The sequence below is a fragment of the Dolichospermum sp. UHCC 0259 genome (genome assembly GCF_009711935.1).
Taxonomy (GTDB): Bacteria; Cyanobacteriota; Cyanobacteriia; order Cyanobacteriales; family Nostocaceae; genus Dolichospermum.
This window is the reverse complement of the sequence record NZ_VIKX01000003.1, coordinates 2,932-26,156: the sequence shown is the minus strand read 5'-3', so window position 1 is coordinate 26,156 and position 23,225 is coordinate 2,932. Positions and strand designations below refer to the sequence as shown.

At 37.9% G+C, this 23,225-nt stretch carries 26 protein-coding genes and 2 pseudogenes; 18 read left to right on the top strand and 10 right to left on the bottom strand.

Translation table 11 applies throughout. The annotated features are described in order from the left end of the window. Nucleotides 1-43: 43 nt before the first annotated feature. On the top strand, nt 44-397 hold the full coding sequence (locus FJR05_RS27795) for an ABC transporter substrate-binding protein (RefSeq protein ID WP_217385493.1): 354 nt from the start codon (nt 44-46) through the stop codon (nt 395-397). Here the strand turns inward: FJR05_RS27795 and FJR05_RS26800 are convergent. Next, nucleotides 392-553: a hypothetical protein gene (locus FJR05_RS26800; protein WP_217385491.1), complete on the bottom strand. Its 162-nt coding sequence runs from the start codon at nt 551-553 to the stop codon at nt 392-394. The genes FJR05_RS27795 and FJR05_RS26800 overlap by 6 nt on opposite strands. A 76-nt stretch (nt 554-629) precedes the next feature. On the opposite strand from FJR05_RS26800, the gene FJR05_RS26795 reads away from it, so the two are divergent. Together FJR05_RS26795 and FJR05_RS00270 are read left to right on the top strand one after the other, a co-directional pair. Then, nucleotides 630-857, top strand: coding sequence for a hypothetical protein (locus FJR05_RS26795; protein ID WP_217385490.1), 228 nt, complete (start codon nt 630-632; stop codon nt 855-857). A gap of 16 nt (nt 858-873) precedes the next feature. Next, on the top strand, nt 874-2,946 hold the full coding sequence (locus tag FJR05_RS00270) for an ATP-binding protein (protein ID WP_168642270.1): 2,073 nt from the start codon (nt 874-876) through the stop codon (nt 2,944-2,946). Between the two features lie 324 nt (nt 2,947-3,270). Here the strand turns inward: FJR05_RS00270 and psbN are convergent, their stop codons facing one another. From psbN to psbH, 4 genes are all read right to left on the bottom strand, one after another. Further along, nucleotides 3,271-3,408, bottom strand: a complete 138-nt coding sequence (gene psbN / locus FJR05_RS00265) for a photosystem II reaction center protein PsbN (protein ID WP_027402855.1) — start codon at nt 3,406-3,408, stop codon at nt 3,271-3,273. 231 nt (nt 3,409-3,639) lie between these two features. Further along, nucleotides 3,640-4,284 (bottom strand): aminoacyl-tRNA hydrolase, encoded by a 645-nt coding sequence (gene pth, locus FJR05_RS00260; RefSeq protein ID WP_168642269.1) that lies wholly within the window; start codon nt 4,282-4,284, stop codon nt 3,640-3,642. Continuing rightward, nucleotides 4,281-4,541 (bottom strand): TatA/E family twin arginine-targeting protein translocase, encoded by a 261-nt coding sequence (locus tag FJR05_RS00255; protein WP_096668843.1) that lies wholly within the window; start codon nt 4,539-4,541, stop codon nt 4,281-4,283. Before FJR05_RS00255 ends, pth begins: the two co-directional genes overlap by 4 nt. A 152-nt stretch (nt 4,542-4,693) precedes the next feature. Beyond that, nucleotides 4,694-4,897: a photosystem II reaction center phosphoprotein PsbH gene (gene psbH / locus FJR05_RS00250; RefSeq protein WP_096668841.1), complete on the bottom strand. Its 204-nt coding sequence runs from the start codon at nt 4,895-4,897 to the stop codon at nt 4,694-4,696. Nucleotides 4,898-5,369: 472 nt separating this feature from the next. Here psbH and FJR05_RS00245 point away from each other — a divergent pair, with 472 nt between their 5' ends. Together FJR05_RS00245 and FJR05_RS00240 are read left to right on the top strand one after the other, a co-directional pair. Next, a complete protein-coding gene (locus tag FJR05_RS00245; protein ID WP_168642268.1) occupies nt 5,370-5,564 on the top strand; it encodes a type II toxin-antitoxin system HicA family toxin in 195 nt (64 codons plus the stop codon). Nucleotides 5,565-5,802: 238 nt separating this feature from the next. Next, nucleotides 5,803-6,210 carry a hypothetical protein gene (locus FJR05_RS00240; RefSeq protein WP_168642267.1) on the top strand — a complete coding sequence of 136 codons (408 nt, stop codon included), beginning with the start codon at nt 5,803-5,805 and terminating at the stop codon, nt 6,208-6,210. A gap of 509 nt (nt 6,211-6,719) precedes the next feature. On the opposite strand, the pseudogene FJR05_RS27080 reads toward FJR05_RS00240, so the two are convergent. Beyond that, nucleotides 6,720-7,038, bottom strand: a pseudogene (locus FJR05_RS27080) (hypothetical protein). A gap of 82 nt (nt 7,039-7,120) precedes the next feature. Here FJR05_RS27080 and FJR05_RS00230 point away from each other — a divergent pair. Then, on the top strand, nt 7,121-7,705 hold the full coding sequence (locus FJR05_RS00230; RefSeq protein WP_168642265.1) for an L-threonylcarbamoyladenylate synthase: 585 nt from the start codon (nt 7,121-7,123) through the stop codon (nt 7,703-7,705). After that, nucleotides 7,695-8,603: a sensor histidine kinase KdpD gene (locus FJR05_RS00225; RefSeq protein ID WP_168642264.1), complete on the top strand. Its 909-nt coding sequence runs from the start codon at nt 7,695-7,697 to the stop codon at nt 8,601-8,603. Before FJR05_RS00230 ends, FJR05_RS00225 begins: the two co-directional genes overlap by 11 nt. Here the strand turns inward: FJR05_RS00225 and FJR05_RS00220 are convergent. Continuing rightward, nucleotides 8,569-9,033, bottom strand: coding sequence for a GNAT family N-acetyltransferase (locus FJR05_RS00220; RefSeq protein ID WP_168642263.1), 465 nt, complete (start codon nt 9,031-9,033; stop codon nt 8,569-8,571). The genes FJR05_RS00225 and FJR05_RS00220 overlap by 35 nt on opposite strands. A 268-nt stretch (nt 9,034-9,301) precedes the next feature. Between FJR05_RS00220 and ppk1 the strand changes: the two genes are divergently transcribed. Then, nucleotides 9,302-11,467 (top strand): polyphosphate kinase 1, encoded by a 2,166-nt coding sequence (gene ppk1, locus FJR05_RS00215; RefSeq protein WP_168642262.1) that lies wholly within the window; start codon nt 9,302-9,304, stop codon nt 11,465-11,467. 332 nt (nt 11,468-11,799) lie between these two features. Next, nucleotides 11,800-12,234, top strand: a complete 435-nt coding sequence (locus FJR05_RS00210; protein ID WP_168642261.1) for a response regulator transcription factor — start codon at nt 11,800-11,802, stop codon at nt 12,232-12,234. 129 nt (nt 12,235-12,363) lie between these two features. On the opposite strand, the gene FJR05_RS00205 is transcribed toward FJR05_RS00210, so the two are convergent. Beyond that, on the bottom strand, nt 12,364-12,546 hold the full coding sequence (locus tag FJR05_RS00205; RefSeq protein WP_168642260.1) for a hypothetical protein: 183 nt from the start codon (nt 12,544-12,546) through the stop codon (nt 12,364-12,366). Nucleotides 12,547-12,683: 137 nt separating this feature from the next. Here FJR05_RS00205 and FJR05_RS00200 point away from each other — a divergent pair, with 137 nt between their 5' ends. Further along, nucleotides 12,684-13,226 carry a DUF2854 domain-containing protein gene (locus FJR05_RS00200; protein WP_168642259.1) on the top strand — a complete coding sequence of 181 codons (543 nt, stop codon included), beginning with the start codon at nt 12,684-12,686 and terminating at the stop codon, nt 13,224-13,226. Nucleotides 13,227-13,977: 751 nt separating this feature from the next. Here the strand turns inward: FJR05_RS00200 and FJR05_RS00195 are convergent. After that, the gene (locus tag FJR05_RS00195) at nt 13,978-14,406 is read right to left on the bottom strand and encodes a hypothetical protein (RefSeq protein WP_168642258.1); all 429 of its coding nucleotides are present in this window, start codon (nt 14,404-14,406) and stop codon (nt 13,978-13,980) included. Between the two features lie 138 nt (nt 14,407-14,544). Here FJR05_RS00195 and psbQ point away from each other — a divergent pair, with 138 nt between their 5' ends. The 8 genes and pseudogenes from psbQ to hisI all read left to right on the top strand — a co-directional run bounded on the left by psbQ (nt 14,545) and on the right by hisI (nt 22,661). Continuing rightward, a complete protein-coding gene (gene psbQ, locus FJR05_RS00190) occupies nt 14,545-14,997 on the top strand; it encodes a photosystem II protein PsbQ (RefSeq protein WP_168642257.1) in 453 nt (150 codons plus the stop codon). 227 nt (nt 14,998-15,224) lie between these two features. Continuing rightward, nucleotides 15,225-16,397: an FAD-binding oxidoreductase gene (locus FJR05_RS00185; RefSeq protein ID WP_168642256.1), complete on the top strand. Its 1,173-nt coding sequence runs from the start codon at nt 15,225-15,227 to the stop codon at nt 16,395-16,397. Between the two features lie 493 nt (nt 16,398-16,890). Then, complete coding sequence (gene hemB / locus FJR05_RS00180) at nt 16,891-17,901, top strand: porphobilinogen synthase (RefSeq protein WP_168642255.1); 1,011 nt, start codon at nt 16,891-16,893, stop codon at nt 17,899-17,901. Further along, nucleotides 17,880-18,149: pseudogene (locus FJR05_RS00175) on the top strand (FAD-dependent oxidoreductase); the annotation flags it as partial. The gene hemB and the pseudogene FJR05_RS00175, both read left to right, overlap by 22 nt. A 320-nt stretch (nt 18,150-18,469) precedes the next feature. Further along, nucleotides 18,470-20,299 (top strand): threonine--tRNA ligase, encoded by a 1,830-nt coding sequence (thrS, locus tag FJR05_RS00170; RefSeq protein WP_168642254.1) that lies wholly within the window; start codon nt 18,470-18,472, stop codon nt 20,297-20,299. A gap of 72 nt (nt 20,300-20,371) precedes the next feature. Further along, the gene (locus FJR05_RS00165) at nt 20,372-21,400 is read left to right on the top strand and encodes a GTP-binding protein (RefSeq protein ID WP_027403143.1); all 1,029 of its coding nucleotides are present in this window, start codon (nt 20,372-20,374) and stop codon (nt 21,398-21,400) included. A gap of 98 nt (nt 21,401-21,498) precedes the next feature. Next, a complete protein-coding gene (folE, locus tag FJR05_RS00160; RefSeq protein ID WP_027403144.1) occupies nt 21,499-22,146 on the top strand; it encodes a GTP cyclohydrolase I FolE in 648 nt (215 codons plus the stop codon). A gap of 161 nt (nt 22,147-22,307) precedes the next feature. After that, nucleotides 22,308-22,661 carry a phosphoribosyl-AMP cyclohydrolase gene (gene hisI, locus FJR05_RS00155; protein WP_168642253.1) on the top strand — a complete coding sequence of 118 codons (354 nt, stop codon included), beginning with the start codon at nt 22,308-22,310 and terminating at the stop codon, nt 22,659-22,661. A 60-nt stretch (nt 22,662-22,721) separates the two neighbouring features. Here hisI and FJR05_RS00150 read toward each other — a convergent pair. Continuing rightward, the coding region (locus FJR05_RS00150; protein ID WP_168642252.1) for an ISAs1 family transposase at nt 22,722-23,225 on the bottom strand (504 nt) is incomplete at its 5' end.

Below are 23,225 nucleotides of genomic sequence, written 5' to 3'. Positions count from 1 at the left end.
CTCCTATCCCTGTTACTTCCTAATTCCTTTTTAGTGGGGGAGTGTGAACAGTTACATTAAGTTGGTAGATTATCCTTCAGGAACAGAAGAAGTTCGCGCTTATCGCAATAATGAAATTGAAGGTGCAGGGTTATCAATTGATCAAGCTTTAGTTCTAGCCGCCACCCAGGAAAATATTAAAATTATTGCCATCATGGATATTTCTCATGGTGCAGATGTAATTTTAGGAAAACCAGAAATTAAAGATATGAAAGCCTTAAAAGGCAAGAAAGTTGGTGTAGAATCTTCCTCTTTAGGAGCATTTTTTATTGCTCGTGCCTTAGAAAAAAATGGAATGTCTGTGAAAAACTACTCAGATAGTTTCTTTAGAAACAACCGAACACGAACGAGCTTATAAAAAAGGACAAGTAGATGCCGTTGTTACCTTTGGCCCAGCCAGAAGTAAACTGTTAGCAGCCGGGGCAAAATTATTATTTGATAGTAGCCAAATTCCTGGAGAAATTGTAGATACCATCTGTGTTAGCACAGAAGCGATCGCTAATTCTTCTGACACAATTCAAGCATTAATAAACGGGCGATTTCGGGCTTTAGATTATTTTGAAAAAAATCCCCAAGATGCAGCCACTCGCATGGCAAAACGCACCAAAGTTACCTCAGAACAAATTTTAAATGCCTTTAAAGGATTAAGTCAGCCCAACTTGCAAGAAAATCAACAATTACTCGATCAAACTGATCCTGCATTAGTGAATGGGATGAAAAAACTGATTCAGATCATGCTAGAAAACAAATTAATCTCCAAATCAATTGACCCCGTGAGTATTCTTGATGATCGTTTTATTAAAAATGCCAAGTTATAAAGCCAAAAAAAAACTCATGAAAATAAAAAGTTTTCCCCTCCCGCTAAGATTCTCAATTCCAGCAGTTTTAATCTTGTGTGGTGGTTTATTGGGGATAACTTCCTTTAATCAAGAAATTGCTGAAACCTATCAAAAAACAGAATTAAGTACCAAAAATTATGTACAAATTTCCGCAGGACAAACATCAAGAATACTAGATTACCTGTATCGTAGATCCAATATTGAAGAAGCCGAAATTACAATTATTAGCCAGTTGGGTAGTGACCCTAACCTTAATTTAGTTCTAGTAGTTAATGATAAAAATATCATTCATCTATCCAACCGTTATGAACTTCAAGACACTTCCATCAGTAAAACAACTGCTGCCATCTATAGTGCTGAATTTACTACTGTACGCAATAACCTAGCCGGAAATATTATCCTCTCACCCGACAAGAATAAACTGATTGCAATCTATCCAATTTTTCTACAGGTTTTGCCTAACGAAATTCGCCCTTCCAGGGTAGGAATTTTGTTTTTTGAATATGACCTTACCCTAAAAAAACAACAAGCTTACAATGATGCCTTAAAGCGATCTCTAATATTTAATGGCTCATTAACCATCTTTTGTTTAGGATTATGGTTTTTCTTTGAATTAACCCTAACTCGGCGAGTTTCTCAACTAGTTAATGCCAGTAATAGTTTAGCTGAAGGCAACCTTAATGTCAGAACTAAATTATCAGGTTCAGATGAACTTTTTCAAATTTCTATAGCTTTTGATCGCATGGCAAATAAAATTCAAGAAAATACTATAATCCTACAGCAAGAATTAATAAAAAGAGAAATTATAGAAACACAACTCACAGAAAGCAACGCCCAACTTTCCATTTCTAATGTACAACTTATCTCAGCAACTCAAGCCAAAAGTGAATTTCTCGCTAATATGAGTCATGAAATTCGTACTCCCATGAATGGTATTATCGGCATGACCCAAATTTTCCCCACAGCAAATCTCACAGAAGAACAAAAAGATTTTATTTATACTATTAGAGATAGCGGTCATGCACTTTTAACTATTATTAATGATATTCTTGATTTCTCAAAAATTGAGTCAGGAAATTTACAATTAGAACAACGTCAATTTGTTTTAACCGAGATTATTAAATCTGTATGTAATCTTCTATCTACACAAGCAGACACCAAAAAAATTAATCTTGAATATTTTATTGATCCTCATATTCCTACTAATCTCATAGGAGATGATTCACGCTTACGTCAAATATTACTTAACCTCATCGGCAATGCCATTAAATTTACCAAATCTGGTGGCGTTTATATAACAGCCAATAGTAAATTAATTAATAATGATCAAAACTGTTCAGAATATCAATTAACAATTAGCATTAAAGATACAGGAATTGGTATTGATAGCGATAACGTGCAAAAATTATTTCAACCCTTTACCCAAGCAGATACCTCAATTAGTCGCAAATATGGTGGGACGGGTTTAGGTTTAGCAATTAGTAAAAATTTAGTTAATTTAATGGGCGGAACAATTTGGGTAGAAAGTTTAGGGAATATTGCCGGCAGTCCTCCTGATGATTGGATAGCACATAAAAACGACCATCATCAAGGCTCAATATTTCATTTTACATTCATTGCCAAAAGTCCTTTATCTGCCAACTTAATCCCTACGGAATCACCAGAACCATCGCCACAACAAAAGACAAACTCTCAATTACAACTAAAAATTCTCTTAGCCGAAGATAATAAAGTAAATCAAAAAGTTGCTACATTTACACTGAAAAAACTTGGTTATATTCCCGATATTGCCAACAATGGACTAGAAGTATTAGCCATGCTAGAAAATCAATTCTATGACGTTATTCTTATGGATATGCAAATGCCAGAAATGGATGGTGTCACCGCTACAAAAAAAATTCGCCAATCAACTCAATATCAACCGTATATTGTTGCCTTAACAGCTAATGCTTTGGAAGCAGACCGTCAAATCTGTTTAGATGTAGGCATGAACGATTTTATCACTAAACCCATTGTTATTACAGAAATTACCCGCGTCCTCTCAAAATATTCGCAAACTCATAGTTAGGGCTTGCTGAAAAAGTTATCTATGAAGGCTAGGAGTCAGGAGAAAGAATTAGAAGAAGAAAAGAATAGTCTTGAATTTGGTCAAGTGATAGGTTTTTGCTAATTTCCACCCTTATTCCTTGCACCTTATTCACCTTTTTCACCTTCAAACTCTTGATATATCTAAGTTTTAGCTTTGTTAAGCAAACCCTTTTCTATATTTAAATTGCTGGATAAGAGTTTGATAGCTTATTTTCTAACTTCAGTAAATCAAATTTAGATGCGCTTTAGCTTATTAGGGTGGGCAATGCCCACCATTATCCATCATCTTCAATTAATAACCCTATTAATCATCGTGATCATCAAAGGGATCATCTAATTCCTGACTTGGAGGTCCAAAAGATGTATAAATTGCCATACCAGTAATAGCAACCAATGCCGAGCAAAAGGCAATTCCAAGCACCGTAGCGGGTTCTAAGTCCATAAATTTAGATACATATTATGAAAGCCATATTTATAGAATATTACAAAATTTAACTTATCGCACATTGTCCCAGAAGTCACCGAGTCAGGATTCCTAAGACTTACGACATTGGTAGGGTGCGTCAGACTACATAACTCCTGGAAACAAACAACTTGTTGATATCTGACGCACCCTACAACAGCTTTTTAGTGTGACACTTGCGTAAATCCTATCTAAAAAAGTAACCCATTATCAAGAATCAATATCAGTAAAATTTTGGGTATTACAAAGATTCATTGCCTTTTCTACTCCCTGTTTGAAACTAAATTCTCCACACTCAACCACAAAGCTTAAAACCTGAGACATAACTTTATTCTCAGCAGCGGAAAATCGTCCCAAAACATGAGAAACAGTTTGAGAATTATCCCCGTCTATTGCGCCCTTTGGTTTACCTATGCCAATTCGCAATCTGGGAAAATTTTGGGTATTTAGATGGGAAATAATGCTTTTCATGCCGTTATGTCCACCCGCAGAACCGGATAAACGTAAGCGAGTTTTACCCAAAGGTAAATCCAAATCATCATAAATGACTAATACTGATTCAGGCGGTATTTTGTACCAATTTGTCACAGCTTGAATAGCTTGTCCTGAAAGATTCATATAGGTTAAGGGTTTGAGCAAGCGGATTTTACCCTTACCTCCTGCATTCCCTTCACCAAACTCTCCTTGAAACTTGCGATTTTCAGCTAGAGAAATTTGCCAAGCGCGAGCGAGGGTGTCTATGGCTGCAAAGCCAATATTATGACGAGTTTGATCATATTTAGGCTCTGGATTTCCCAGTCCGACAATTAGCTGGGGAATTACCAAAGCCGTTGGTTTTACTTGTTCATCTTTCATCCTTGTATATTTTCTGGCTGGTTTTTTCCAGCTTCAATATGTTTATGCTCTAATTCAGCGGTTGTTTGCACAGTTTCTTTTAATTGTTCAGATTCTTTTTTGAACTCGCTTTGAAATTCATTAGAGGCTTCTTGAAAACTGCGAATGGTTTTCCCCAAACTGCGACCAATTTCTGGTAACTTCTTGGGTCCAAAGATTAATAATGCAACTACCATAATGACACCCATTTCTGGTAAGCCGATACCAAATATATTCATTTTTCTCTCCTGTATACGGAAAAACCGCCACAACTACTTAGCTTGGGGATTTAGATTAATTTTATCGTTATTTTTCAGCATTTTTTTCAAGAATAAAAAAACCCGGACAAGCCGGGTAGATGCTAATTGTCAGCTTTATGACTGGATAGTCATTAGCCGCCTAAACTACGCCAATCCACAAGCACATCCTGAATTAACAGAGACTTGTTATAAACTTGGAGAATAATTAGCAGAAATACCAGAAATAAACCCATAAACACACCCATTAAAGGTGTTGTTCCCCAACCTGGAGATACCTTACCATACTCAGCATTTAAGGGTCTGAGGATATCTCCCAACCTAGTCCGTTGTGCCATAGTTCACCTAAGAATCAGTTGCCAAAGCTTTTTTTAATTTTTTTAGACATTCCTAAACCTTTACAGGTGAAGGATTCCTGGTTTGAACTTGCCTGTTTTAGATTAGTCTAATCACAGGTTGAATAGTTCACAATTACTCGTGTGCTTGCCACGAATAATTACCCAAGCTTTTATCCAGTAGTAGATAAGTTCCCGGTTGTCTCACGGTACATGGATTAATCCAAAAGCTGTTCTTAAATTATCGCAGTTTGTGATCTTTGTTTAGCGATATTGCTGAAGGTTTTCGCCACATTTACAAAAATACATGATTTTCGGTGTGTTGATGCAGCAATTTTACCCTACGGTTTTTAACACCACTATTCCCAAAATTAACCCAATCATCGCCAAAATACCACAATCTACACCATAATAGGGTTGCTTGGGAAGACAAGCTAAGAATAAATCCTTAACACCTAAAATTGAGTGTTAATTTATGCTACAAATCCAGTTCATCGTTCGGGGTTTTGTTTTTTACCGTAAAGCCGCAGGGAGTCACGAAATTTGGTTTAATCCTGCAACCAATCTTTATACTACAAATCCTAATCATTCGGGTGATATGCCAGAAGGAACATTACGAGCAATTTTGAAGCAAGCTGGGATTAAACCAGAAGAATTTCTTGAAAGTTAAATTCTCTATTTTTTGGCTAATATTACATAATCATCTAATGTGTAGATCACTACCTAAACAATCCAACGGCAAACGTCCATCACCCACATCATAAAGGATGGACTGCTCAATTATTCCTTTTTTTAAGTAGGTAAACAGGAAAATTTAAAGGTATGTAACGGTATGTAAAGTTATCTCAACGCGAGATTCTGATTGAGTTTTAGCCATTTTACAAAACGTAATAAATGTCGCTTTTATTATGCACACCTACTTAGAAGAAGGTGTGAGAGCTTATAGTCAAGAATATCTTGATAAATCATTTAATGAGAGAGATATTGATTGGGAATACGAAGAGAATATTAAAAATGAATTTCGTGATACTATTGAGTTTATTAAAAAGATATTAGACCTAGCACAAGATATAAACTTATCTAAAACTAGATTAAAAAATCAAGCTGATTTTTATTCTCTATTCGGTGCTGTTGTTGAGTTGAATCGTGAAAATATAATTGATATAACCAAAGAAATTGGTGAGAGAATCAAGAACTTTCTAGAATTTGTAGAAGATGAAGAAATTAGAAATCAGTCTGTAAATGACTTAACAGATTACCAAAGAAATGCTCTAGAATACTATAAAGCAGTTAAGAGGTTGTTTGAAAAGTTTTAGGCTGTGATTTTAGGCACTTACAGATCCCCCCCTAACCCCCCCTTAGCAAAGGGGGACTTTGAATCTAGTTCCCCCTTTTCAAGGGGGATTTAGGGGGATCTAAAAGTATTTGATACACCATAAGGGACTTTTCAAACACCCTCTAAGCAATCATTTACAGATTCAGGTGCAAGAAAAACTAGAATTGGGATTATGAAATCTGTACTTCAGAGAAGTTTTAATTAATTTACAAAATTAAATATATGATCTATCCCTCGATATTAGAGCGCAAATATAATGAATATCTGCCTTTTGTGATAGTAGTTGCTGAAAAGGTAAAATCTACCTTAGTAAACTTCTGTGAAAGCAAAGGATATGCTTTTTCTTCACAGATTAAAAGTATTGAATCTCTAGCGGAGAAAATTGAAACAGGTAAACTTCCTGATGAACTAAAACCAAAAGACATGAACCGGTTTTGTGATAACTTATATCGTCAAATAGCTGCTTCTTTTCACCAAATCTACCCTCTATCATATTCTCCCAGTTGCTCCAGATTCATTCAAACAAAAAACGCAATGATCAGCATTTGGGTATCTATCGCGGGCTTTTTGATGTGCAATTTTTTTATCTTGATCAACCAAGTAATCACCACTATTTAACTCAATGGCAATATACCAGCCATAATGTTCTTTGATCAATTCAGGACGTACACGCTCAAAAATTGTCCGATAAAGTTGATACTCTGCCTCATTTTCCGCTTTACGTCTAGTTAGTTCTTCCAGTGATAAAGTCTAGTTCAGGGAAAATTCTTCCTCGTCTTGCTGGTTGTTTTGGTGTTAGTTGAGTCATGTTTTTAAACTCTATTTCTACTATGATAATAATATCAAAAAAATCATCCTCAACTCAAAACACCAGTAGAAAAACCATCTTTATGAATCTTTCATTATCAGTTCTGATAGAATCCGCAAAAGCGGGAAAACTCATCAGTTTCCCTACAGATACCGTCCCTGCATTAGCCACCATACCAGTACAAGCAGAATTAATTTATGCTGCGAAACAACGCAGTTTCGATAAACCTTTAATTTTAATGGCTGCCAAAGCCGAAGATTTATGGGATTATGTTCAAGGTAGCCAAAGAGAATATCAAACTTGGCAAAAAATTGTTAATCAATATTGGCCAGGTGCTTTAACTTTAGTTTTACCAGCTAGTGACAAAATTCCCACTGTCATGAATCCTCTTGAACCGACTACGATTGGAATTAGAGTCCCAAATCATCCAGTTGCTCAAACTATTTTGGCGCAAACTGGTCCAATGGCGACAACTAGCGCTAATTTATCAGGACAACCAGCTTTAGAAACCAAAGCAGGAATAGAAGCTCAATTTCCAGAGGTTTTAACATTAGAATCAACGGAATACCAAGGGTTGGGAATACCTTCCACTGTTGCTAAATGGACAGGGAACAATTGGCAGATTTTACGACAAGGTAGTATTAAATTGGATAATTATGAATTTTAGTAACTGGCTATATTTAGGCGCGGGAATAGGATTAGGAATAGGTTTTTGCAGATTATTCCTTCAGTCTAGCAAATCGGCATCTGTTTCCGTTGAAAATGCTCCACAACAGCCAGAAACCTCACTTTTGGCAGAATTAGAGCAAACCCAATTAGCCTACTATCAGGCGCGGGAAATGAGCCAATTTCAAGGGGGATTTTTAGCTAGGATTGGTCATGAATTGCGATCGCCTTTAGGGAGTATGATGGGTTTACATCAACTAATTTTGGCAGATTTGTGTGAAAATCCCCAAGAAGAGCGAGAATTTATCCAACAAGCTTACGAAAAATCTCTGAAATTATTAAAACTAATTGATGAAATTCTCAATGTTTCCAAAATTGAATCTGGTAGAAATAAATTAGATATTCAGGCTTTTCAATTAAATGAATTTCTTCAGGAAGTTTATCAACTAACTTATTTACTAGCCGTTAACCGCAATTATCCTTTTATTTTATCACCGTCAGATCCAGAAATTCATATTTTGACAGATTACCATTGGCTCAAACAAGTATTAATCAATTTGATAAATACAACAGTTGCTAATATGGAAGAAGGGAATATATATCTTTCTAGCAACTTACAATCTTCAGGTAATTTTGCCAATATTTGGTTAGACGTACCCACTGATACAGTAATCACAAATGAATCTCTGGATTTGATGAAATCAGAACCGCAAACAACTGGGGAAAATATAGATTTGTCACCAGGAATGAAACTTTCACTCAATCAACGTTTGGTAGAATTGATGGGAGGAAAATTAGAAATTTTGCCTTTTCCCACCAACCAAAAAGAAACATCGCAGTTAACAAGACTGCAAATATCCATACCTATAGAGACTCTTGCAAACAAATCTCCTCACTGACAAAAGCATCAAAATTAGATTGATTATCTAAAACCATTGTCGTGGTATTATTGACTCGAAAACCAATCTTTTCATAAAATTCCCGTTGGTGCGTTGTCATTAAGTATACACGCTCTACCTTCTGCATTCGGGGATGACTTAAAACCGTTTCTACCAACTTGCTACCCAATCCGTTACCTTGATAATCTGGATGAATGACAACATCCCAAATTGTAGCGCGATAGATGCCATCAGAGGTAGCTCTAGCAAAACCAATTAATAATTCCCTATCCCAGATAGAAATAACAGGTTCACTGTTAGCAAGAGCTATACCCCAATCCTTAATACTGCGTCCTTTTGCCCAAAAAGCAGCCAGATTAAACAGTTCTTGGAGTTGGGAAAGATCAATATCCGCAAGGCTTTGGCTAAATTGAATCTGAGAATATTTCATCTATAGACACCTAATGATCGAAGTATCTTCGCTTCTGTTATGGCATATTTTCCTAGAAATTACTAAACTTGTATATGTATATGCAACATTTTAATTAGAGTCAGGATTCCATACAATACTGCTCTGTAAAATTATTTTTTATACACAAAAATATCAAATTGCCAACTTATCAGGTTTCTAGATCAAGAATTGTCAAAATCTATGCAGTAGCAATTAAGATATTGATATTCACGCTCTATAAACAATGTCTACCTATATCTAGGTGATTATGGCGAAACCAAAAAAGAATTCTGCTTCTATGAATCTGAGTGATCCACAACACTACATTAACCGTGAGTTAAGTTGGCTAGAATTTAATAATCGGGTCTTACATGAGGCTTGTGATCCCAGAACTCCTCTATTGGAAAGGCTGAAATTTTTAGCTATTTTTAGTTCCAATTTGGATGAGTTCTTTATGGTACGAGTGGCAGGTTTAAAGCAACAGGTAGAAGCCACTGTTAATTTATTAACTCCTGATGGCCGTACACCCCAGAAACAATTAGATGATATTCGTTTGCATTTGAATCCTCAACTCAAAAAACACAATGCGGAATTTGAGGAAGTGCTGCGACCACTGTTAGTCCAACAGGGAATCTATATTCTGGATTACATAGAACTAAATCCCAAACAGCGAAGTTATCTAGATAACTATTTTGAAGAGCAGATTTTTCCAGTTCTGACTCCTCTTGCTGTTGATCCTAGTCATCCCTTTCCTCACATTTCCAATCTCAGTTTAAATCTAGCGGTGGTCGTCAAAAATCCCGATACGGAAGAGGAGTTTTTTGCCAGAGTTAAAGTTCCTCAAGTCTTACCGAGATTTTTGCCATTACCCCCAGAGTTGAGAGTTGAAGACAATGGGAAAATTGCTAACTGGTCAGGGATTCCTTTAGAACAAGCGATCGCTCATAATCTAGAATCTCTCTTTCCAGGCATGAATATTCAAGAATATCACCCCTTCCGCATTACCCGCGATGCTGATCTGGAATTAGAAGAAGATGAAGCCGACGACCTGTTATTAGCTATTGAACAGGAACTTCGTAAACGCCGCATGGGGGGAAATACCGTCAGATTAGAAATTCGCTCCCAAACCCCTGCATCAGTTCGTTCCCGTCTCTTAGAAGATTTGGGACTCACCGAAAGCGACATTTATGAAGTTGATGGTCTGTTGGCACTGCGGGATTTAATGTATTTTCTGGCACTACCACTACCGGAACTTAAAGATCCTCCTCGTCAATCCGTCGTTCCTTCCCGTTTACAACGGCTTAGAGAACCCAGTATTGATGCTGATGTTCCTGAACTAGAAGAAGGAAAAGACTTCTTTTCCATAATTCGAGAAAAAGATTTGTTAGTTCATCATCCCTATCAATCTTTCTCCGGGACAGTAGTACGCTTTATTACGAGTGCCGCCCATGATCCCAACGTCCTAGCCATCAAAATGACTCTTTACCGGACTTCTGGAGACTCACCCATAGTTAATGCTTTAATTGCAGCAGCAGAAAATGGCAAACAAGTTTCCGTATTAGTCGAATTAAAAGCCCGGTTTGATGAAGAAAATAACATTTATTGGGCTAGACGTTTAGAAAGAGTTGGTGTTCATGTCGTCTATGGTTTAGTCGGCTTAAAAACCCATAGCAAAATCGTCTTGGTAGTGCGACGAGAAAAAGACAGAATGCGCCGTTATGTCCACATTGGGACTGGGAATTACAACCCCAAAACCGCACGACTCTACACAGATTTAGGCTTATTTAGTTGTCGAGAAGAATTAGGTGCAGATTTAACAGATGTGTTTAACTTCTTAACAGGCTACTCTCGCCAAAAATCCTATCGAGAAATCATGGTAGCGCCTGTGAATATGCGCGATCGCTTTCTCGAACTAATCAAACGCGAAATTGACAACGTGCAAAACGGATTTTCCGGTCGCATAGTCGCCAAAATGAACGCCCTCGTTGATCCACAAATAATTTTTGCCCTGTACGAAGCATCACGCGCTGGAGTTCAAATTGACCTAATTATTCGGGGAATATGTTGTTTACGTCCCGGACTACCAAATCTCAGCGACAACATTCGCGTGATTAGCATTATCGGCCGCTTCTTAGAACACTCCCGCATATATTACTTCTACAACAATAACCAAGAAGAAATATATATCGGCAGCGCTGACTGGATGCGGCGTAATTTAGATCGCCGCGTTGAAGTTATTACCCCCATCAAAGACCCAGAAATTGCCAAAGATCTACAAGAAATCTTAGGGATTATGTTAGCAGATAATCGTCATGCTTGGGAATTACAACCTGATGGCAATTATATCCAAAGATGCCCAGGTGATAACTGTCCAGAAGCCAATTCTCAAAAAACAATTATGTCTATGGCTTTACGTTCCGCCGGCATAAATTAGACTCTCATTAGTTGCAGCAAAAGTGAATCATCACCTCAAATTCTCATAGCGTAAGCATATCTGAATTTACATACCCTTTTGTCAATTCTTCATCTTCCTCCTGATTCCTATCTTTCACCCAAAGACCTTTTTAGTAAACCCCACTTAACATATTTTGGAGATAATGTGCGATCGCCCTATGCCAGTTTCCTAATCAGTGCATCCGCCACATCAGCATTATGCAGAAATTGCATCAAATTCAACCTTTAACCCCCAAAATTCACCCATAAGACAGAGTAAATTTAGAACTCGCATTTATAAACTATAAGCATACATATTTATTATTTTTTGGAATGTTAACGTTGTCCAAAGATTCTTCTAAATTGCGCGTTCTTGTAGTTGATGATCATGAACTTACTCGTTTAAGTCTGCAACTAATTTTTTCTATTCAAGAAAATATGTATGTTGTTGGTTTAGCTAGTAATGGTCAAGAAGCTATAGACATGGTGAAATGCCATCAACCTGATGTAATTATTCTTGATTTACAAATGCCGATTATGGATGGTTGGTCAGCATCTAATTACATTAAAGCCATATCTCCAAATACTCAAATTTTGGCTTATTCCTCAATAGATGAATCATCTTTTCAGAACCATAAAACTAAACATCAATTTGATCAAGTTTGCAAAAAAGATATTCCCACAAAAGAACTCATTACTTTAGTCAAACAATTAGGCAGCAAACTTGGGTATTCTTCATTTTTTGAAGAAAGATTGCACTCTGCTTAATCTTCCCTGTAGGTTGGGTTAAGCAACAGCGCAACCCAACATATTGATTGAGTTTTTCAATTTGCCAAAGGCATTGTAATTATCAATTACCTTTTTTCCTGCCTAAATTGACATAACCAACAACTGAGGTTAATTATTTCCCGTTTCAGGAAGAGTCCGTTTAAACTCATCCAGTAAATCATCTAACTCTTCCAAAGCTTGATTCACATCAACTCTTAAAGTTCCTAAATTGGGTTGTTCCAATAAACTCAGCAACCGCTCACGTTTACCTTGAACAGTGCTAATTCGGTCTTTAATTGTCTGAATATCCATTTTTTTGCTTCCCATTTTGAAACACTTCAAATCTAAAGTTAACGCAAAAAGTGAAAATCTCCATATCCTCTTTCCCAATTTGTCACCAATCAGCGATGATAATAAAAGATGAAAATAAATTATACTAATCTCAAATTATGCTCGGCAGAATTTCTTTAGGAACACTTGGCTTAACAATAGGTACTATACTCACCATCACAGGTTTTGTTGCCTACTTTCTAGATAATGCTACCCTTAATCTAGTAGGATTTTTCTATGGATTTCCCCTATTGCTGGGAGGTTTAGCCCTGAAAGCCAATGAACTTAAACCCGTACCCTTCAGCCAAACTAGCACACCATCAATCCTAGAACTCAGAAAGCAACAAGCAACAGTCACACAGACCAAAATCCGCAAAGATATCACCCGCAACTGTTATGGGCAAAAAGCCCATCTAGATGTAGCCCTAGCCTATCTAGGTTTAAGTCCCACCGACGAAGAAAGACCAATCGTTACTGGTTTGCGAGAAACCGAAATCAACGGCGCTTATACCTTAATCCTAGAGTTCGACTCACCACTCATTACCCTTGACATTTGGCAGCAAAAACAAGAAAAAATGACCAAATATTTTGGACCAGGTGTAGAAGTCAGTATTAAACAACCCAGAGAGAACTACATCGAATTGTCTTTAATGAAAAATTAACCTAAAACCTTTGTCGATCGCCCTTTCCACATTACCATCACACTCAACCCTACCTGAACACCTAGTTTACAAGAGGGCGATCGCATTATAGGTTAAAATAAAACCTAAAAAGCCCCCCTTAGTAAGGGGGGTTGGGGGGATCAAAACCCTGTTAGGCAACTTGATCAAACTTCTGTGTACACCGTAGCCTTAACAAGGGGGGCTAGGGGGATCTGTAAGTGCCTAAAATCACAACCTAAAACTTTTCAAAAAACCTCTTAGGATCGTGGATTAAATAACCTGTAATTCCCGGTTATTATCTTTGACGTAGGACGAGAAACCTCAAACAAAGTTTGACACCTTATTAAATTCATGATCCTTAGAGGCTAAATCCTTTCTAGAGTCTAGTTCAGATTAAAAACTAGATGCGTGGCTGCTTATACTTAACACGGCTTATTTACTTGATTCTGTGGGTAGGGGTTTAGCAAAAGCTGATATGTGTCAACTTAACGTAAAACCCATAGCCCGCCTGGGAATGAATTCCCAGTCTCATAGCAAAAGTCATCTCAAGATGACTAAATAATCCAGAAATTTTTGAGTAAACTTTAGTTTATTTTCGCTATTAGCCCAGAAATATGGCTCACGCCACGCTATCATTTCTGGGTGGGTGTGGAAGCTAACAAATAAGCCATTTGTACTGAGCTTGCCGAAGTATCTATAGCTTAAGTTGACACCAAGTGGGGTCAATGATAAGCACAAAAGATAATTATTTTTACTCCCTGGGTTGATTAAACACTTCTAAAATTTGCCGACAAACCTGTTTTAGTTTTTCCCCAACAACAGCCGAGGGTACAGTGTCACCAACAAAACTCCAGGTTTCCACTGTAGAAAGTCGCCAAACTTCCCCACTGTGATCAAATCCAGCGGCTTCGACACCAATGGCGCGACGGTCATTATTGATAGGATCTTGATAAAATCGGATTTGAATTAAAATACTCCGACAGCGCCAAGATTTGCTGATACCAGGAAAGTGAAAACCGATGTCTATGGAATCTGGATCTACTAATTCTCTGGTTTCTGGATCATTGTGCCAGGGTTTAAGATCGGATTTGACATCAGGAAATTCATATTTGAATAAATTTACTACTGTCGCAATTTTGCTGGCAAATTCTAGGTTTGTGGCTTGTTCGGCTGCGTTCACTCAATAATACTCCTCTAATCGGTTGGTCTGTGGGGAAGATAAAGACAGAAAAACCTGAGTTAATTGTAACGGTTCATTACATAGCGATCTAAAATAACACTGTTAATCTGTAAACAAACAAAAAATTAATTTCCATTTATGGTGCGTCAACGTTCTATTTTGTCACTGATTTTTGGATTATTAGCCACATTTTTGATTAGTTGTGGTAGTCCTACTGTTGCTACTTTACCACCATCTTATACGGCGGCGGAAGTTGCGAAAATTCAGGAATATGTTCCGGGAATTCAGATGGTGCGCGATCGCTCTTCCGAACTCCAAAACCTAATTAAAACAGGTGAATGGGTGAAAGTGGGCAATTTTATACATGGACCGATGACAGAAGCTAGGTTAAATATGACTTATATCATTCCCAACCTAGCCAAGCAAAGCCAAGCTCAAGCCAGACAAATCAGCAAAGATTTGTTGAAAGACCTAGTGAGAATTGATCAAGCTGCTGCTGCGGGTAATACTAGCCTAGCTTCGACTAAATACCAAGAAGCGTTCGCAGATATTGAGAAGTTTCTAGAACTAGTTCCCGAAAAGAGTAGCTAAGAGAGGAGTCAGGAGTCAGGAGTCAGGAGTCAGGAGGAAGAAGGAAGAAGGAGGAAGAAAGAAACCTTTCTCCCCTACCCCCCTACTCCCCTTACTCCCCTGCTCCCCCCCTCTCTTGCTCCCCTGCTTCATTTCGAGTCTTGAATCACAAAATGCTAGGGCAATGGAGTGATAGGGTGGAGAGGAAGACTTTTCATTCTTCACCCCTGACTCAAGCGCAAAAAACAATGAATGTAGTAATTATCGGCTGTGGCGTGGTTGGGGCGGCGATCGCCTATGAACTCAGCCAAGTTAAAGGTTTAAACATCACCGTTTTCGAGCAAAAACAACCCGCACAAGGTTCTACCAGCGCTGCTCTCGGTGTATTAATGGGCATAATTAGCAGTAAAACCAAGGGTATTGCTTGGCGAATGCGACAAAGTAGCATCCAACGCTATGGAACATTGATTCCTGAATTGGAAGGAATTACAGGGCGGAAAATCCCTTGTAATCGGCAAGGAATTGTGATGCTATTATCAGAAAACTTAGAGCGTCCCTTAGAAAGTGGTGTTGAAGTCCTTTCCGAATGGGAACAACTGCGAGAAATTCGCCAATCCCAAGGTTGGGAATTACAAGTTTGGGATCAAGAACAACTGCAAAAATATTGTCCCCAAGTCAGTCATCCGCAAATTATTGGCGCTGTTTATTCTCCCCAAGACTTACAACTAAATGCCACAGCTTTAACTTTAGCTTTAGTAGATGCAGCCCAACGTAATGGCGTAAATTTCAAGTTTGGTGTGTCTGTGACGGGAACAGAAACTCCTCCTCCTCCCCCCCCGACACCTTTACACATCAAAAAAGGATTGGGAGAAGCGCATAAATGTAATTTTATTGAAACTACAGAGGGCAAAGTTAGCGCGGATTGGTTTATTATGTCTGCGGGTTTGGGTTCAACAGCCTTAACTGCACAATTAGATCAAATGGTAAATATCCGTCCAGTGCTGGGACAAGCTTTATATTTAAGCTTAGGGCGCAGTTTAGGAAATCCCGATTTTCAACCTGTGATTACTGGTAATGATGTGCATATTGTGCCAATGGGAAATGGTGATTATTGGGTAGGGGCAACGGTAGAATTTCCCGATGATGAAAATCAAATATCTGCCAGTCAAGAATTATTGGATATTGTTAGACAACAGGCGATCGCCTTTACCCCAGATTTAGCCGCAGCCAAGGTTCTCCGCACTTGGTCAGGATTACGCCCCCGTCCCGAAGGCAGACCTGCACCAGTAATTGATAAACTACCGGGTTTTACTAACGTCCTCCTAGCCACAGGACACTATCGCAATGGTGTTTTACTCGCCCCAGCCACAGCCACAGCCATTCGGGAAATGATTTTACCTCAAGATTCTCGTTCCAATTGAAAAAAGTCTTGATTTGTAGGTTGAGGGAGCGCTGTCGCTTAATCCAACCTACAAAAAATGTACAAGGTATTGTTGTTAAGACTTATTTGACACTCTCAGGTCTAAAGACACTGAGATTCTTTAATCAATGAGCCAACTTACAATTGCTGGATTACTCCAACAAAAACAGAGGTCGATTCTCCTAAAGCGTTAATTCCGGTATGCCCTACCGTACTCGATTTTTGCATTTCATTTTTCACCAAATTTAGCTTTCCTAAACTGCAATACCGTTAGGTATGACTACGCACTCAACCAAATAAGTTAAGTTTTTACGTCGTTTAGTTATACTTAAATTCTAAGGTCGTTGAGATCATATCACATCTGCTGTTACAAGTCAATGAATCAGGCGAATTTATTCGCCCGTGTCGCTTATATCTCAGGTCTAAAGACACTGAGCTTTACGCTTACCGGGTAATACAACTATAATAATGATTATCATTTTTGTAGAGCTATTATGTCGTCTGAGAACTCGTCTACCGATAAACCCTTACATCTGACTAAACGTCCCCGTCGTCTTCGTCGTACTGAAACCTTACGGAAAATGGTACGGGAAACGATTTTGACCGTAGATGATCTGATCTATCCAATGTTTGTCATGGAAGGTGAAAACACAAAAATAGAAATTGTTTCCATGCCAGGATGTTATCGTTTTTCTTTAGATCTACTCCTGGAAGAAATAGCCGCAGTGTCACAATTGGGTATTAATGCGATCGCACTATTCCCAGTTATTCCCGAAGAACAAAAAGACGATACAGCTACAGAAAGCTACAACCCAGAGGGATTGGTACAGGAAACCGTCAAAGCCATTAAAACCGCAGTTCCAGAAATCATCATTATTACTGATGTTGCTCTAGACCCCTTCACAACTCATGGACATGATGGTTTAGTTGATGAAAATGGCAAAATTCTCAACGATCAAACTGTAGAAGTGTTAGTAAAAATGGCACTTTCCCAAGCCGAAGCCGGCACTGATTTTGTTGCTCCTTCTGACATGATGGATGGTAGAATCGGCTCAATCCGCCAAGCCTTAGACGCTGAAGGTTATATCAATGTCGGAATTTTGGCATACTCAGCAAAATACGCCTCAGCCTACTATGGACCATTCCGAGACGCTTTAGATTCAGCCCCCAAATTTGGCGACAAAAAAACCTATCAAATGGACGCAGCTAACGCCAAAGAAGCTTTAAAAGAAATTGAATTGGATATTACTGAAGGTGCAGATATCATTATGGTCAAACCAGCCTTAGCATATCTAGACATAATATGTCAAGTAAAAACAGCCACAAATTTACCCGTTGCAGCTTATAACGTTAGTGGCGAATACGCAATGATTAAAGCTGCGGCTCAACATGGTTGGATAGATGAGAAAAAGGTAATTTTAGAAACTTTAACCAGCATGAAGCGGGCTGGGGCTGATTTAATCTTGACTTATTTTGCTAAAGAAGTGGCACTGATGTTGATGTAATAGCTGCCAGTCCTTATCTCCCTATTATTTATCCCATCCAAATTGTTAAAGGTTTGCCAGTTTTAGACAGCTATCTGCGTTGGCCTGGTTGTGAATTATTTATCATGGGTGGTTTAGCAGCTTTGCAAGTTAGACCCACCGACAGAAATTTATCGGGTGCAAGAATGGCTTGTGAAAAAATTGTCCCAGCGATCGTTAAGCCTAGTGTATCTTTTTCCCATAGTATCACGGAAGTCAAAGCCAGCTAAGAGGATGTTTGAAAAGTTTCCGGCGATTATGCGATTATTAAAGATACCTCCGGCTTCCGTCAGGGATACGCTCCTACACAAACCAAGTCCACACTATGGCTAACGCCACACTACGCTATCGGCAAGCTCAGTGACCACCTGCGTGGACTAATGAAAAATTAAAGGTTTGAAACCCACACAGGTAGGTTTTGTCTGTATAGCCACGACTTCTAGTCGCCAAGGCAAGTAATAAATTAGACTTCAAAATATTTTCCCCAAAATTAGTATAACATTCACACCTTTTTGCGTTATTATGATAACGATTCTCATTTTTGTTTGATATGGTCAGTTCAATAACCCAGTCTCAAGACAGCTTGAACCTGCACGAAGACGACAAACTTACACGAATTCGGCACACCAGCGCCCATATCATGGCTATGGCGGTACAAAGACTATTTCCAGGGACTAAGGTAGCAATTGGACCCGTCACAGAAATTGGATTTTACTACGATTTTGATTGTCCAGTCAGCATCACCCCCGATGACTTAGAAAAAATTGAAATCGAAATGCAACGGATAATCAAAGTGAACCTACCTATTATCCGTGAAGAGGTAGAACGAGCCGAAATTCGTGCCGAAATTGCCGAATTAAATGAACCTTACAAACTAGAAATCTTAGAGCGTATACCCGAATCAGAAATTATCACCCGCTACTTCATTGGTACTCCCGAAACTGGTAATTCAGAAACTTCATTGTTCGTCACAGATATTCAACCAGCGAATGACTATTGGTGGGACTTGTGTGCAGGTCCTCACATTAACTTTACTGGTGAAATTGATCCTCATGCCTTTAAATTATTAAATGTTGCTGGTGCTTATTGGCAAGGTGATGAAACTAAACCTCAGCTACAAAGGACTTACGGGACAGCTTGGCAAACAAAAGCAGAATTAGAAAATTACCTCCAACTAAGAGAAGAAGCCCTCCGTCGAGATCATCGCAAGTTAGGTCAAGAACTTAACTTATTTAGTATTCAAGAAGAAGCCGGTGGTGGTTTAGTATTTTGGCATCCCAAAGGCGCAATTATTCGCTACATAATTGAAGATTATTGGCGCAAATCGCATCTAGAATCTGGTTATCAATTACTGTATACACCTCACATAGCCAATCTCAACCTATGGAAAAAATCGGGTCATTTTGACTTTTATCAAGAAAGTATGTTTGACTCGATAGATGTGGAAAATCAGGCTTATCAAATTAAGCCCATGAATTGCCCTTTTCATGTTCTAACTTATAAATATCAACTTCATTCTTATCGAGAATTACCATTAAGATGGGCAGAATTAGGAACTGTTTATCGTTATGAACGATCTGGAGCATTACATGGTTTAATGCGAGTCAGAGGATTTACTCAAGATGATGCTCATATCTTTTGTTTACCTGATCAAATTGCTGATGAGATATTAGGAGTTTTAAATCTCACTGAGCAAATTTTATCAGATTTTGGTTTTAAACAATATGAGATCAATCTTTCTACTCGTCCTGATAAATCAGTCGGAACTGATGATGTTTGGGAATTAGCCACAACGGCACTAGAACAAGCTTTAAATACTAAGGGCTGGAATTATGTTGTTGATCAAGGTGGTGGGGCTTTTTATGGACCAAAGATAGACATTAAAATTAAAGATGCTATTGGTCGTTTGTGGCAATGTTCCACTATTCAGGTAGATTTTAATTTGCCAGAAAGGTTTGATATGGAATATATTGCTGCTGATGGTAGTCGGCAAAGACCGATTATGATCCACCGGGCTATTTTCGGATCTTTAGAACGCTTTTTTGGGATTTTAATTGAGAATTATGCAGGAGACTTCCCCTTGTGGTTAGCACCTGTACAATTGCGGTTGTTACCTGTAAGTGATGACTTTCGAGAATATGCAAAATCAGTAGCAGCAGATTTTAAAAAAGTTGGATTTAGGGTAGAAGTAGATAGCAGTGGTGAACGTTTAGGGAAACAAATTCGGACAGCACAATTGGAAAAAATTCCCGTTGTTGCCGTTGTTGGTAAGAAAGAAGTAGAAAGCAAAACTTTGAGTGTCAGAAGTAGACAAGCTGGAGATTTAGGAGTTTTGACTTTAAGTGAACTTGTAGATCATTTACAAGTGATAAAACATTAAGATCAAAGAAGTCAGTAATCTTTTAAGAACACTGATTTAAACAGTCAACAAATAAAACCACTAGATTTTGATATGAATACCATCACTCTCGACACAACAAACATCATTCCTGAAATTCCCAAACAAGGAATGCCCGTAACTATTATTACCGGATTTTTAGGAAGTGGAAAAACCACACTTTTAAATCAAATTCTTCAGAACAAACAAGATTTAAAAGTCGCTGTCCTCGTTAATGAGTTTGGCGATATTAACATTGATAGTCAATTACTAATTTCTGTAGACCAAGATATGGTAGAACTTAGTAATGGCTGTATATGTTGTACAATTAATGATGGTTTAGTTGATGCTGTTTATCGAGTTTTAGAACGAGAAGAACGGATTGATTATCTAGTCATTGAAACCACTGGTGTAGCTGATCCCTTACCTATTATCTTAACTTTTTTTGGCACAGAACTGAGAGATTTAACCAATATAGATTCAATTCTCACAGTAGTAGATGCTGAAGCTTTTAACGAAGAACATTTTCAGAGTGAAGCAGCTTTAAAACAGATTACCTATGGAGATATTATTCTCCTCAATAAAACAGACCTTGTTACCGCAGAAAAACTACAAGAAGTAGAAAATTTCATCCATGATATTAAACATGGAGCGAGAATTTTACATACTCAATACGGTGAAGTTGCTTTACCTCTAATTTTAGATGTGGGTTTAACACCAAAAGATCAGTATATTGCCATTGATAATGAAGATCACCATAAACATGAACATGAACATCATCATGCACATGAACATCACCATCATCACTCCGATCATTTAGAAAATGATGGGTTTGTTTCCATTTCTTTCCAAACCGATAGACCATTTGATGTCCATAAATTTGAGAATTTCTTAACCGAAGAAATGCCAGAGAATGTATTTCGAGCTAAGGGTATTTTATGGTTTAGTGATAGTGATTTACGTCATATTTTTCAACTGAGTGGACCTCGTTACACATTGAACGCTGACGAATGGCCTAATCAACCTAAAAACCAGGTAGTTTTTGTTGGCAGAAAACTGGATAATAATGAGATTTACACAAAACTTAACAAATGTTTGTTATAATTTAAAAGTGTTGATAAATTCTCTTTTTTTAGTTAGTAGTTATTCATAGATATTTAACTATTAACTTCCGTCATAACTCATTCTATTAAATTCAAATAATGACTTTATCCATTCGTCCAGAACTAACTGCTGCTGATGTAATTTCATCTTTATCTCATCAGCAACAACCAACCGTAACAGAAGCAGAGATGATGCAAGCTGTACGCACTTTACTGATTGGATTAGGAGAAAATCCAGACCGTGAGGGATTAAAGGATACTCCTAAAAGAGTTGTTAAAGCCTTAAAATTTCTGACCAATGGATATGATCAATCTGTAGATGAATTGCTAAATGGAGCAGTATTTACAGAAGATGCAAATGAAATGGTGTTAGTCAGGGATATTGATATTTTTAGTTCCTGCGAACACCACATATTACCAATCATTGGTCGCGCTCATGTTGCTTATATTCCTAATGGTAAGGTGATAGGATTATCGAAAATTGCTCGCATTTGTGAAATGTATGCTCGACGTTTACAAGTGCAAGAACGGCTGACTCTACAAATTGCTAATGCACTGCAAGGTTTACTCAAACCTCAAGGAGTTGCAGTGGTAATTGAAGCAACTCATATGTGTATGGTGATGAGAGGAGTCCAAAAACCAGGTTCTTGGACTGTTACCAGCGCCATGCGTGGGGTGTTTTCTGAAGACGCACGGACTCGTGAAGAATTTATGAATTTGATTCGACACAATGCTAATTTTAAATAACAGGTTTTGACTGATGGAAATTTAAAGTCGGTTGGTGTGATGTAGAGATAAGCTATTTTTTATCTCTACATTATGATCTGTTACACGAAATAATAATATTTAACCGCAGATAAACGCGGATAAACGCAGATGAGAAGGGATAAGTTATCAATTTGGTAAATATGGTTTTAGCTACTGAAATGATTGAAAATCTGAAATTTAATGAGCAAGGTTTAATTCCGGCTATAGCTCAAGATTACTACGATGGTACTGTTTTAATGATGGCTTGGATGAATGCAGAATCAATTCAAAAAACTCTGGCTACAGGTGAAGTTCATTATTGGAGTCGTTCTCGTTCTCAGTTATGGCATAAGGGGGCAACATCTGCACATATTCAAAAGGTAAAAGAGCTTTTTTATGATTGTGATGGTGATACAATTCTCATTAAAATTGAGCAAGTTGGTGGTATTGCCTGTCATACTGGGGTTAGAAGTTGCTTTTTTAATTCTGTGGAAATTTTCCCTCGTAAATTATAATTTATATTGATTATGTCTTTACCCATGATTACTGTTGTTGCTGGATTATCCGGTGCAGGGCTATTTCATTCTAAATAATTGCTTGAGTGTGCTAAGACCAAAACCAGCGAATCTTTGTGCTTGAGCCATATTTTTAAAGTCATGAGAACGGTAAAGATTTAGAGCTAAATTACGAGCTAAGGCAAAAATTTGAACTAATCCATTAGTACGGATGCGAGAATGATCTTCTCCTTGAGTAACATCTCGAACATGATGTACCTTGTTTTCAACATCCCAATAGCTGCGAATCTTTTGAGCAAAAACATCAGCCGTAGCTGTAAATGAAGCAATATAATAACGAGTTTCAGTTTCGACCTCTATGAAATTTTGCTTGATAATTTGACGTTCAGACTCCACTCGAATTACTGTCTCTAGTCCTGGCCAATCACGTTGACCTTGATACTTGCAGATACTAACAGTACGTTTTTCGATTCGACCATGACCTTTATTAATCTGTAAGTCTATCTGTTCTGGTTGAAAATTTGCTTCTATATCTTTAAGTAGCCCGGATTGATTACCTTTCAA